General features: G+C 57.4%; 11 protein-coding genes. 8 read left to right on the forward strand and 3 right to left on the reverse strand.

Annotated elements, in window-relative coordinates:
- The first annotated feature begins 109 nt into the window (after window positions 1-109).
- The 3 genes from DW349_RS08570 (at window position 110) to DW349_RS08580 (ending at window position 2,846) form a co-directional block, all read left to right on the forward strand.
- A complete protein-coding gene (locus tag DW349_RS08570; protein ID WP_108127675.1) occupies window positions 110-1,969 on the forward strand; it encodes a SurA N-terminal domain-containing protein in 1,860 nt (619 codons plus the stop codon).
- An 89-nt stretch (window positions 1,970-2,058) separates the two neighbouring features.
- Window positions 2,059-2,301 carry a hypothetical protein gene (locus DW349_RS08575; protein ID WP_108127677.1) on the forward strand — a complete coding sequence of 81 codons (243 nt, stop codon included), beginning with the start codon at window positions 2,059-2,061 and terminating at the stop codon, window positions 2,299-2,301.
- Window positions 2,298-2,846 (forward strand): KdsC family phosphatase, encoded by a 549-nt coding sequence (locus DW349_RS08580; protein WP_108127679.1) that lies wholly within the window; start codon window positions 2,298-2,300, stop codon window positions 2,844-2,846. The genes DW349_RS08575 and DW349_RS08580 overlap by 4 nt, the downstream gene beginning before the upstream one ends.
- A gap of 10 nt (window positions 2,847-2,856) precedes the next feature.
- Here DW349_RS08580 and kdsA read toward each other — a convergent pair whose 3' ends face one another.
- Entirely contained in the window at window positions 2,857-3,702 is an 846-nt protein-coding gene (gene kdsA, locus DW349_RS08585) for a 3-deoxy-8-phosphooctulonate synthase (protein ID WP_108127681.1), read from the reverse strand.
- 65 nt (window positions 3,703-3,767) lie between these two features.
- Between kdsA and dinG the strand changes: the two genes are divergently transcribed.
- Complete coding sequence (gene dinG, locus DW349_RS08590; protein ID WP_108127683.1) at window positions 3,768-5,882, forward strand: ATP-dependent DNA helicase DinG; 2,115 nt, start codon at window positions 3,768-3,770, stop codon at window positions 5,880-5,882.
- On the opposite strand, the gene DW349_RS08595 is transcribed toward dinG, so the two are convergent.
- Entirely contained in the window at window positions 5,883-6,956 is a 1,074-nt protein-coding gene (locus DW349_RS08595) for an agmatine deiminase family protein (RefSeq protein WP_108127685.1), read from the reverse strand.
- 73 nt (window positions 6,957-7,029) lie between these two features.
- Window positions 7,030-7,569, reverse strand: a complete 540-nt coding sequence (locus tag DW349_RS08600; RefSeq protein WP_157954466.1) for a PilZ domain-containing protein — start codon at window positions 7,567-7,569, stop codon at window positions 7,030-7,032.
- A gap of 100 nt (window positions 7,570-7,669) precedes the next feature.
- Here DW349_RS08600 and DW349_RS08605 point away from each other — a divergent pair, with 100 nt between their 5' ends.
- The 4 genes from DW349_RS08605 (at window position 7,670) to DW349_RS08620 (ending at window position 12,555) form a co-directional block, all read left to right on the forward strand.
- Window positions 7,670-8,914, forward strand: coding sequence for a lipoprotein-releasing ABC transporter permease subunit (locus tag DW349_RS08605; RefSeq protein WP_108127702.1), 1,245 nt, complete (start codon window positions 7,670-7,672; stop codon window positions 8,912-8,914).
- Window positions 8,904-9,581, forward strand: coding sequence for a lipoprotein-releasing ABC transporter ATP-binding protein LolD (gene lolD / locus DW349_RS08610; protein ID WP_108127686.1), 678 nt, complete (start codon window positions 8,904-8,906; stop codon window positions 9,579-9,581). Before DW349_RS08605 ends, lolD begins: the two co-directional genes overlap by 11 nt.
- 65 nt (window positions 9,582-9,646) lie before the next feature.
- Window positions 9,647-11,866, forward strand: coding sequence for a DNA internalization-related competence protein ComEC/Rec2 (locus tag DW349_RS08615; RefSeq protein WP_108127688.1), 2,220 nt, complete (start codon window positions 9,647-9,649; stop codon window positions 11,864-11,866).
- Window positions 11,867-11,937: 71 nt separating this feature from the next.
- The gene (locus tag DW349_RS08620; protein ID WP_198650579.1) at window positions 11,938-12,555 is read left to right on the forward strand and encodes a MotA/TolQ/ExbB proton channel family protein; all 618 of its coding nucleotides are present in this window, start codon (window positions 11,938-11,940) and stop codon (window positions 12,553-12,555) included.
- Window positions 12,556-12,558 lie beyond the last annotated feature (3 nt).

The following is a 12,558-nucleotide window of genomic DNA, read 5'->3' on the forward strand; positions in this document are numbered from 1 at the left end:
CGTGATCCGGGGCTTAAAATGCCCCGGTTCAGCTAGACCAACAGCGTATCAGGCCTGATGCGCTTTTTTTTTATCTGCACAGTCTCCTGAATAAGGGGTAGGACGCTCAATGCTCCAGTCTTTTCGAAACGTAGCCCGGGGACCGGTCGGTAAAACCATCGTCGCTGTTATCGTAGTTGCCTTTGTATTCTTTGGTGCTGAATCCATCGTCAGCATTACCAATAATGCCGACCCGGTTGAGGTTAATGGTCAAGGCATCAGCGCTAATCAAGTTCAACGCCAGCTTCGTCTGCGTCAGGAACAGTTGATGCAACAGTTGGGTGAAAATGCCACACCCGAAATATTGAATGCTGGCTTCGTTCGCCAGTCTGTGGTGAACAACTTGATCAATCAGGAACTTTTGCGTCAAGCAACAGATGAGCTGGGTTTCCAAGTGTCGAATGATCAGGTCAGTCGCGACATTGTGACCACGCCTGCCTTTCAGATGAACGGTCAATTTGATGAGACGACGTACCGTCGTTTGATTGCGCAAAATGGCTATACGCCTAATACGTTTCGTGACCAGCAAAGCACCGAATTGCGCATGATGCAGATGCAGGCCGGTTTGATGTCGTCTGCGTTTTCACTTGATACCGAGGTGGACCGTCTGGCGCTGTTGCAAAGCCAGCAACGCCGAGTAGCGGTTCGCAGCTTTAGTGCTGATGATTTTACTGATGATGTCACCGTGAGTGAGGGTGAAATCCAGTCCTATTACGACGCCAACAGCGACGATTTCTTAAGTCCCGAACAGGTTAAAGTTCGCTATCTGCGCCTGAGCCAAACATCACTGCAAGACAATGTCGTAGTGACCGATGCTGACATTCAAGACGCTTACGACAGCTATGTCGCAGAGCAAGGCAACAATACACACCGTGAAATTGCACACATTCTGTTTGCCAGCAATGACGACAACGAAGCAGCAGCCCAAGCGGCCTTAAATCGCCTGCAGCAAGGTGAATCTTTTGAATCATTAGCCGCAGAATTGTCTGACGATCCGATCAGTGCTCAAGATGGTGGTTATTTGGGCGAACTGGCCGAGGGTGTTTATCAGGACGCTTTTTATCAGGCTGCTCAAAGTCTGACGACTGTTGGGCAGGTCTCAGCGCCCGTCACCACAGACTTCGGCGTACACCTGATTGAATTGACCGACTACAGCGAAGCTCAGGTTGAGCCGCTGGCGCAGAAGCGGGACGAACTGGTTCAACAAATTCGCCGTCGTAAAGCGGCTGACGAATTTGTTTTAGTGGAAAACCAGTTGGCTGACGAAGCGTTTCAGGCTGATGACTTAGCGACCGTTGCAGAAGTATTCGATGTCGACGTTCAAACCAGCGATTGGATTCGCCGTAGCGGTAATGAAGGTATTGCGGCGGAGCGGGGCTTCAGTAACGCCGCGTTTTCAGCGCAGGTAATTGATGACGGTCGCATCAGCGACGTGGTTCGCCTCAGTAATGGCGACCTGGCAGTACTGCAACGCGACGACTACCAAGCGGAGCAAGTACGGCCGCTGGCTGAGGTCAGTGACGACGTTCGAGCCATCTTGGTCGAGCAGAAATCGCAGGAAATGGCACAGCAGGCGGCCGAAGCGGAACTGGCAAATATCCGAGCCAATGCCACCTTAGGAAACGGCTGGCCGGAAGCGCAATGGGTGACACGTGACAGTACCGATCTGTCCAATGGCCTGGCCGCATTCAGCTTCACTTTGCCCAAGCCGTCAGAAGGCGGTTTGAGTGCTGAGCTTCGTAACAGCCGTAACGGCATCGATGTCGTTGCTGTGTTGGGTGTTCAGCAGGCAGATGTCGATCCGAGTCAGCAAGCTCAGTTAGACGACGAATTGGCCGGCCAAAATGGTCAGTTGGATTACCAGAGCTTCTTCAACGGCTTGCGTGTTGCAGCTGACATAAAAGTTCGGGGTATTGCAGCTCAGCAATAAGACGCTTTACCTCTGAACTGAAAAGCCGCGTCAGCGGCTTTTTTTATGGGTTCTGATAGACTTCACGCCATTCAATCGGAAGCGTTTCTATGGCAAATCACAGCGATCGTCTTCAACAGATCCTCAACGAAAATGCGTTGGACGAAGAGGCGTTTGCCTATTGTTTGGGCATTGAGCCAGCCGTGGCTGAGGCCGTTTGTGCGGGGCGTAAAAAATTAACCGCCAGCCTGGCTCGGCAGATCGAACAGACTTTCAGTAAGCCGGCCTATTGGCTCGACGGTGAATCCGACGGTCAAGGCCCCAGTTACGATCTGTTTGGAGCGGATTCATGACGTTATCGGTACAGCAACGCTTGGCGGTAACCCGGCTGGTGGCCTTTGATGTAGACGGTGTTCTGACCGATGGCCGCCTGTATTACGGCCCGGACGGCGAGTCGCTCAAGGTCTTTCATGTTCGTGATGGCGTTGGCATGAAACTGCTGGCTGACCAAGGTATCGCAGTAGCAGTGATCTCAGCGAAAGACAGTCCCATGCTCGCCAGGCGTATGCAGGATCTCGGTGTGCAGCACTATTTCCCGGGGACTAAAGACAAGCAGGCGTGCATCCAAGCGCTGTGTCAGGCACTGGGAATCGACGCTGAGCAGGCCGTTTTCGTTGGTGACGACATGGTCGACTTGGTGGCAATGGGTTGGTGCGGCGTCGGTATGGCGCCAGCGGACGCCTATCCCATTGTCCAGAAACAAGCCGATTTGTTGTTGAGCAGCAAAGGCGGGGAAGGGGTGGCGCGTGAAGTCGCCGACTTGATTCTGAACGCCCAGAACCAGTACGACAGCGCCTACGCGCTGTCAGCCACCCCTGAATTTGAACGGCGTCGTTAACGGTTAGGTGTTATTCGGTTACCAGTTCCGGGAAACCTTTAACCACTTCGTCGATCGCCTTCATCTGTTCCAGGAAAGGCTTCAGCTTGTTCAGCGGCAGCGCGCTGGGGCCGTCGCATTTAGCGTTGTCCGGGTCCGGGTGCGTTTCCAGAAACAGACCGGCAATGCCTTGTGACATACCGGCACGCGCCAGGTCGGTCACCTGAGCACGGCGGCCGTCGGCTGAATCCAGGCGACCGCCGGGTTTTTGCAACGCATGCGTGACATCAAAAATGACCGGGAAGCCGGTTTGTTTCATGATGCCGAAGCCCAGCATATCGACCACCAGATTGTTGTAGCCAAAGCTGGTGCCGCGCTCACACAGAATCAGTTGGTCGTTACCGGCTTCCTGAAACTTGTTCAGGATGTGCGCCATTTCATGCGGTGCCAGAAACTGCGCCTTTTTGATATTGATGATGGCGCCGGTTTTAGCCATGGCATCTACCAGATCGGTCTGACGCGACAAAAACGCAGGCAACTGAATGACATCCGCCACTTCCGCCGCAGGCGCCGCCTGGAAAGGTTCGTGAATGTCGGTGATAACCGGCACCTTGAAGGTCTGTTTGATCTCCGCCAGAATCTTCAGCCCTTCATCCAGGCCCGGGCCGCGATAGCTGTTGATCGAGCTGCGATTGGCCTTATCAAAGCTGGCCTTGAAGACATAGGGAATGCCAAGTGCGGTGGTGGTTTCGACAAAGCGTTCCGCCACGGTCATGGCCAGGTCCCGACTTTCCAGGACATTCATGCCGCCGAATAAGGTGAAGGGTAGGTCGTTGCCAACCTGGATGTTCTGTATTGAAACCTGACGTTGTTGCATGATGGCGTTCCTTTCAAATTAGGGCTGCGATTGTAGCCGTCTACCCCGAGAAGCAAAACCGGCCAATGCTATCTGAAGAACTTAAGGACACCATTCAAACGGCCTATCGCCGGTATCTGGCGGCGCGTGAGTTGAAGCCGCGCAATGGACAGAAACAGATGTTGGCCCAGATAGCCCGTACGCTGGCGTCGGTGGAAACCTCGGCCGATGGTGAACGTCAGGGCAAGGCGGCCATCGCGGTGATTGAAGCCGGTACCGGTACCGGTAAAACCATCGGTTATGCACTCAGCGCCATTCCAATGGCGCAGTTCCATCACAAGAAGCTCATTATCGCCACGGCCACCGTCGCCTTGCAGGAACAGGTGGTTCAGAAAGACATCCCCGATCTGCTTGAGCACAGTGGCCTGGAATTCAAAGCCGTGCTGGCGAAAGGCCGCGGCCGCTATCTGTGTCTGCAACGGTTGGAGCAATCGATCCAACTGCAAGAAGGCGCGGTAACAGCGCTGGCATTATTTGAAGAAGCCATGACGGCCGACGAAGCCGTGCTCAATCTGTACAACGAGATGATGGCGCAGTTCGGCCGCGGCGACTGGAATGGCGACCGGGATCAATGGCCTGATCGGCTGGAAGACGAACACTGGCGCGCCGTGACTTCCACGCACCGCGAATGCCTGAACCGCCGCTGCCCGCATTTCCAGAATTGCCCGTTTTATGAAGCTCGAAAAGAGTTGGATGACGCCGATGTCATCATCGCCAACCATGATCTGGTGATGGCCGATCTGGCGTTGGGCGGCGGCGCTATCCTGCCGGCGCCGGCGCAGAGCATTTACGTCTTCGACGAAGGCCATCATTTGCCCGACAAAGGCCTGTCGCATTTCGCCAGTCAGTTGCCGGTCAAAAATGTCCTGAACCAGCTCGAAAGCTGGCGCAAGCAACTGCCGAAACTGCGACTGGAATTGGCCTACGGTGATACCGAAGAACGCTTGATGGACGCGCTCAACACGGCGCTGGGTGATGCGCACTCGTCATTGACTGACGCCTGGGGGGCTTTATCGCCGGTGCGGCATCGAATGGACGGTCACCAGGCAACGCTGGCGGTTCAGGATGCGGACTGGCTGGAGCAGACGCAATCCATCTTAGCGCCGCTGGAGCAGCCTTTTACGCTGCTGCAATCGAGCTTATTGCAGGCGGATGAACACATTCGCAAACGCCTGTCGGCATCGACCGATCTCGATGAGAAATCCCGTTTGGAGCAATGCCTGCCACTGGTCGGCCGTTGGCTCAGCCGGGCCGAACCGGCGCGTGATCTGGTACTGGCCTGGCGCCAGATTGATCAACCTGAAGCGCCGCCCATGGCGCGCTGGTTTGAAAACATTGATCGGCCGGAATACGACGACTTAGTGCTCAACGCCAGTCCGGTGTCGGCCCAATCGATCTTGCGCCAACACATCTGGAACCGTTGTTTTGCCAGCGTGGTAACGTCGGCCACGCTGACCATCGCTGGCGATTTTCAACGCTATTCCATTCAGGCGGGGCTGCCGGACAACACCGATTTTCTGCGCCTGGGCAGCCCCTTTGACTACCGTTCGCGGGTGATCGCCCGGGTGCCTAAACTGGCATGCGATGGGGGTCTGCGCGAGCCGCATACCGACGCCATGATTGCAGCCATCCCGGCGTATCTACCGCCGGAGACCGGCAATCTGGTGCTGTTTTCGTCGCGCAAGCAGATGCAAGAGGTGTATCGCGGCTTGCCGGAAGACTGGCAAGACCGGGTGACGCTGCAAGACGATTTGCCCAAAAACGCCTTGATTCAACACCACCGCCAGCGCTTGGAAGACGGCTTGGGTTCGACGTTGTTTGGTCTTGCCAGCCTGGCCGAAGGTGTCGATTTGCCGGGCAATTATCTGACCCATCTGATGATCGCCAAACTGCCGTTTGCCACGCCCGACGATCCGATCTTGTCGACGCTGTCGTTGTGGCTGGAACAGCGTGGCTCCAATCCATTCCAGCAAGTCAGCCTGCCGACAGCCATTATCCGGCTGGTGCAGGCCTGTGGCCGGCTGATTCGTAATGAAAACGACAGCGGCACGCTCTGGTTCATGGACCGCCGTCTGGTCGATAAACGCTACGGCGCGCTGGTGCGGCAGTCACTGCCGGACTATCAATGGCAGGTGGATTGATCAGCTGGCGTAGCTGGAGCGCAAGTTAAGCGTACCGGCGGGGATTTGCATGGTGATGCAGTGCAAACTGCCGCCTTGCTCGATCAGGGCGCGACAGTCGATGCTGACCACGCGCCGGTCGGGAAACGCTTCAGCCAGCCGCTCAGCCGCCGCACCGTCCTGAGCAACGCCATAGCTGGGCATCAACACCAGTTGGTTGGTAACCAGGAAGTTGGCGTAGCTCGCGGCCAAACGCTGACCGTCAGCGTTGAATTGGGCATCCGGCCAGGGCAGGGCGATCAGACGGTACGGCTCACCCTCTGGTGTACGTAGCTGATGCAATTCGTCCGCCATGGCCTGTAATTCCGCAAAGTGCTCGTCGTCGGTTTGATCGCAACTCTGATACACCAGGACACCATTTGGCGCGAAGCGCGCCAGGGTGTCGATGTGGGCATCGGTGTCGTCGCCGGCCAGATAGCCATGCTCCAGCCAGAAAATTCGTTCAGGATTCAGGCCTAACCATTGGCTCAATCGGTTTTCGTAGGCGGCGATGTCCTGATTATCGGCGCTGCGGTTCGGGTTCAGCAGGCAGCGTTTGGTGGTCAGCAAACTGCCTTCGCCATCGACTTCCAGACTGCCGCCTTCAAGTTCGGACTGAATGTCTTCCATCGCCACACCGTCGCGAAACACACCCAGATCGTACATGGCGCGATTCAGCGCATCGTCTTTGTCGGCAGGGAATTTCCCGCCCCAACCGTTGAAGCGGAAATTGCGAATGTAGCGGCCGTCGCCATGAACCAGGGTGATGGGGCCGTGGTCACGCGCCCAGGTGTCGTTGCTGTCAACGAAGACAAAATGGCAGTTCGCCTGGTTAATGCCTTCCTTGTCGAATAGTGCTTTGAGTCGTTCCGGATCGACGCTTTGGTGCAGTTGAATCAAAACGTCCTGGCTGTGGCTGAGCGCCCCGAGCAAATCGAAATAGACGCTTTCAGCGGCTTCGAGGTTTTCAGCCCAATCGGATTCAAGGTGCGGCCAGGTGATGAGGATGGCGTCCTGAGGATGCCATTCGGCGGGCAGGTGCAACAGATCACGCATCGACGCGGGTTCGCTCAAAAAATGGGCCGCACAGTATAGCGAAAAGCCAACGCCAGGCGAGTGTTTAGCCGGCTTAGCGGTTGGGTCGATTGTGCGCCTGCACCTTGAACATGTGGCGCGTCAGCGCCTGGCGTTGAGTCTCCGGCAGATCGACAAATTCCAGATCAACGGAATACCCGTCGCCGTCTTGCAGCGATTCGACCACCTTGGCGCGACAGAACAACGACACATAACTGGGCGTGAAAATAATGGCGATGGCCAATTCCTGCCCTAGCGCAAACGATTGACTGAGCCGGCCTTTAACGCCGTTTTCACCGATGTTGATCGGCTGAGCATCAAGCTGCTGTTCGTGAATGTCGTGGATGTGCAGGTAACGGGACATCAGATCCAGCTTCTCATTGAACAGACTCAACATTTTGCGCGTCGCCGCGTCCTTAACGCGATCCAGAAACTCCAGCAGTTGAGCGTCCACCGTTTCGAACTCTTTGAGCACGGCAATTTGGTGCAAATGCGGAAAGTAATCCGCAATGGCAGGGCGGTCGGCCAGGTAAGGCGCAGCGGCCATATAAGCCGTGTCGTCGATACGGAAATATTGTTGCGCGTCGTCGTTCATCGAGTGGGTCCTGTCATGGAAACGCAAAGCTGTGGTGGGTTCGAACAGTGTAGCCAAATACGGCTTGGCAGGTCTAAGGGCCGATGGTTTAATGCCGGCCATGCTGAATAACATCCCCTTCCTGGTCGGACTGCGTTATCTGCGCGCCCGACGTCGCAATCACTTCATTTCGTTCATTTCCGGTGTCTCCATGGTCGGGCTGACCTTGGGCGTGATGGTGCTGATCATCGTGCTGTCGGTGATGAATGGCTTCGACCGGGAATTGCGCAATCGCATTCTCGGCATGGTGCCGCACGCGACTGTATCGCAGCCCGGCGGCCTGGCCGATTGGCCGGCGGTGGCGAGCATCCTCTCGCAACATCCCGATGTCGAAGGCGTCAGTCCGTTTACCGAAAGTCAGGCCATGTTGGTTGGCCCGAGCCAGACCAAGGGCGTGGCTGTCAGCGGCGTTGAACCGGCGACATTGAGCCAGGTGTCCATCTTGCCGAATCATTTGACCTCCGGCTCTCTCGACGATTTGCAGGAAGGCCGGTTTGGCATTCTGCTTGGTGACATTCTGGCGCGGCAACTGGGTGTCGATCTGGGCGACCGGGTGACCATGATGGTGCCGGAAGTGACGGTCAATCTGGCCGGTGTCACGCCGCGTTTTAAGCGCTTCGAAGTGGTCGGCACCTTTGCTGTCGGTGCTGAACTGGACGCCAATCTGGCCGTGGTGCAGATGAACGATCTGGGCCGGTTGCTGCGTTACGACGACCGCGTCGATGGCGTGCATTTGAAAGTGGATGATCTGTTCCTGGCGCGTCAGATTGCCATCGATGCCGGGCGGTCTTTGCAAGGCCGCTATCTGGTCAGCGACTGGACCCGCACGCAAGGCAACCTGTTCCAGGCCATCCAACTGGAAAAGCGCATGGTTGGCTTGCTGCTGTTTATGATCGTCGCCGTGGCGGTGTTCAACATCGTGTCGTCGCTGGTGATGATGGTGACCGACAAACAGGGCGAAATCGCCATTCTGCGCACACTCGGTGCCCGTTCGGGCCAGATCATGGGCATCTTTATCGTGCAGGGTACCGCCATCGGTCTGATCGGCATTGCCTTGGGCGTGATTCTGGGCGTGCTGGGCGCCTGGTCAGTGGCCGACATCATTGCCTGGATCGAGCACACCTTTCACATTCAATTCCTCAACGCCGAGGTCTATTTCATCAGCTATATCCCCTCCGAGCTGAAATGGAGCGACGTGCGAATGATCGCGTCGGCTTCGTTTGTGATCAGTGTGCTGGCGACCATCTATCCCGCCTGGCGGGCATCGCGGATTTCACCGGCGGAGGCGTTGCGCTATGAATCCTGAGATTTTGAGTTGCCAGCAGGTGTCGCGGCGTTTCCAGCTCGGCCCACAGACCGTCGAAGTGCTGCACGACATCGATTTTCATGTCGAGCCGGCCGAACTGGTCAGCATTGTCGGCAGCAGCGGGTCAGGCAAAACCACCTTGCTGAATTTGTTGGCCGGACTGGATTCGCCGTCGTCGGGCGAAGTCTATATGGCAGGCCAGCCGTTGTCGGGCTTGAACGATCGCGCCCGTGCCAAACTGCGCAACGAACACATGGGCTTTGTGTTTCAGTTCCATCATTTGCTGCCCGAATTCACGGCGTTGGAAAACGTCGTCTTACCGCAAATCATTGGTGGGCAATATCGTCGTGATTCCAATCAACGAGCGGCCGAATTGCTGAGCCGGGTCGGGTTGGGCGACCGGGCGGCACACCGGCCGGCGGAGCTTTCGGGCGGCGAGCGCCAGCGGGTTGCCATTGCCCGGGCGCTGATCAACAACCCACGCGTGGTGTTGATGGACGAGCCGACCGGCAACCTGGACGACGCCACGTCCGAACAGGTGCACGAGCTGATTCTGGAATTGAATCGGCACTCGGACGCCAGCTTTATCATCGTCACCCACAATCAGGATTGGGCCCGGCAGATGCCGCGTTGCCTGACACTGAAACGCGGTCGAATCATCACCTAAAACGTCGTATTTTCTCGGTCGCCTGACGGCCGCACGGCATCGCTGTTTCAAGGAAGAAACATCGAATGATCAACGGACTGACTGGCCTGGCACTGCTGTGCCTGAGCCTTCCTTACCTGTGGTTTCAATGCGGCCTGTTAGGCGCCGCACTTCCCGTTACTGTCTTGCTCTGCGTTGCCTATCGGCGCGTCTGGACAGCTCTGATTTGGCTGATCTTCGGCGCGGTCTTGGTGTGTCGGCTGGAAGCCGAAGCGCAGCATCTGTTGCCCGCCAGTTGGCAACATAAGCAGGCAGAGCTCAGCCTGTGCCTGGCACAACCGCCGCAAGTGTTCGACCAATACCAGCGCTTCAGCGCCACTGTGTTGGCCCAGCCGGCCGACTTGCAGTTGCGTCACGTTAGGCTGACCGCTAACGCCAATCTCGATATACAGGCGGGCGACTGCCTGCGGGCACAGGTTCGGTTGCGCCAGCCCGTCGGTCAGTTGATTCCCGGCAACTTCAATGCGACCCGATATTTCTTCAGCGAGCGGATCGATGCACAGGGCAGCGTGGTTGAACTCATCGACCAGACGTTAAATGCCAGCCTGGTTGTGCGCTGGTACCAGCGCGCGGCACCGCAGTTCGACGATTCCCGCGTTCGCGACATCTGGGCGGCGTTGGCGCTGGGTTGGTCGGCATCGATGGACGCCAACCTGGCGGACCTGTTTGAACAAAACCAGATCAAGCATCTGATGGTCGTCAGCGGCATGCACATTGGCATGGTCGCAGCCTGGGCGTTGCTGCTGGCTCGGCTGTTTCATCGCTTGCCCGGGCCTTGGCGCGGGCATTGGCCGGTGTTGCGATGGGTCACGGTTGTGTCACTGTGCGGTGCCTTTGTCGCCATCACCGGTTTTGGTTTTCCGGCAGTGCGCGCCTGGTTGATGGTGTTGTTGCCGCTGGGCGTCATGTTGTCCGGCGGGCGACTGGGCGGATTGCAGTCTATGGCGTTGGCGGCCGTGGCTATTGCTGCCATGCGACCGCAAGCCTGGCTCAGCACCGGCGCCTGGCTCAGCTTCGGGTTGGTGTGGGTGATGATCCGGCTGTACCAACGCTGGCGCAGCGAGGGTCTGCCAGGCTGGCAAATGGCGTTGCGCATGCAATTGCTGCTGTCGGTGTTCAGTTTGCCGATGTCGGCATTGATGGGGTTTCAGTGGCATCCGTTGTCGTTGCTGATCAATCTGTTGGTGATTCCGCTGGTCACGCTGATCATTTTGCCGTGGAGCCTGTTGATACTGGTTTGGCCGCCGCTGGTGCATTGGGGTTATCAATGGCTGGTGAGTTGGGGGCTGGACGGGTTGGTATGGATTGCCCGTTGGCATCAGCCGCCACCGGTGTTGACGTTTGCCGAGATCGCGCTGTTTGCTGCGCTGTTCTGGCTGGTGTTAAGCCACTGGTTGAATCGGGAACAGCGCTGGTTGCTGGTGCCATTGGCGGGGCTGTTGCTGCTTTGGCCGGTTCGTTCGACACCGCCAGACGAATTCCGGCTCACCACCCTGGATGTCGGTCATGGCCTGGCACTGGTGCTGGAATGGCCTGACCAGACCTGGCTGTACGATACCGCCGGCCAATGGAGCGATGGCACCTCGATTGCGCAAGCCCGGCTGGCACCCTGGTTCCGGCGGCGCCATTTGGCTGTCGATGGCATCGTGATCAGCCATTCAGACAACGACCACGCCGGAGGCGCCGCCTGGGCAATTCAGCGCTGGCCTGATGCCCGGCGCATCAGCGGCGAGCCAGACGCCGTTGCCGAACTGAGCGGGCAGGGTGGCTGGCAATCCTGTCACGATTCACCACCCGCTGATCTGCCGTTTCGATTGATCGCCACACCCAAAGCATTGCGCACCAGCGATAACGACCGCTCCTGCCTGTTGTTGGTGGAAACAAAGGCTGGCCGCCTGTTGATAACCGGCGACGCCAGTCGAAACCTGGAATACTGGCTGATGCAGCAGTACCCGCAGTGGTTTCCGTTATCGTTGGTCGTTTTGGGCCACCACGGCAGTCGAACCTCCAGTGCCTCCGGTTTTCTGGATGCCAGCCCAGAGGCACTGTTGCTGGTCAGCGCCGGCGACCGTGCCCGGCCGCGTTGGCCCAACCCGGACTTGCTCGACTATTTGCAGCAACGGCAACGCAACCTGCTCAATACCGCCTGGCACGGCACCATCGAAGTTGATGTAGACGCTTCGAATAACCAATGGCAGGTGCGCGATTGGCGCTCATCCTTTCGGCGGCGGTTTCTGTCTCATTGATCCGGTGGGGGCTGCATACCGTTTGGCGTTGGCTGTGTTAAATTACGCGCCTGAAGAAAGGAGACCTCTCAGTGTTTGAAATTGTCAAAGCGGGCGGCTGGTTGATGGCCCCCATTCTGCTGTGTTCCGTCATCGCCATCGCCATCATCATTGAACGCTACTGGGCACTGCGTTACAGCAAGGTCATCCCCAAAGACCAACTGCCTCAGGTCTGGCATTGGATCAAAACCCACGAATTGGACGCGACTAAACTGAAAGAGTTGAAAAACAGTTCGCTCTTCGGTTACGTCCTGTCGGCCGGTCTGACCGCCTCCAAACACGGTCGCGACGCCATGAAAGATTCCCTGCAGGAAGCCGGAACGCACGTCGCCCACGAAATGGAGAAGTTTCTCAGCACCCTGGGCACCATTGCCGCCATCACGCCGTTGCTGGGGTTACTCGGCACCGTGCTGGGTATGATTGAAGTCTTCACCGCCATCATGGTGCAGGGCAGTGGCGACACCGCCGTGCTGGCCGGCGGGATTTCACAGGCATTGATCACCACCGCCGCCGGTTTGAGTGTTGCCATTCCTGCGCTGGTGTTTCATCGCGCATTAACGCGCCGCGTGGATGAACTGCTGGTATCGATGGAGCAGGACAGCACCAAGCTGGTGGAAGCGCTACACGCTGAATCCAGCTCGAACAGCTAAGGG

It is taken from the genome of Saccharospirillum mangrovi, from assembly GCF_003367315.1.
GTDB lineage: Bacteria > Pseudomonadota > Gammaproteobacteria > Pseudomonadales > Natronospirillaceae > Saccharospirillum > Saccharospirillum mangrovi.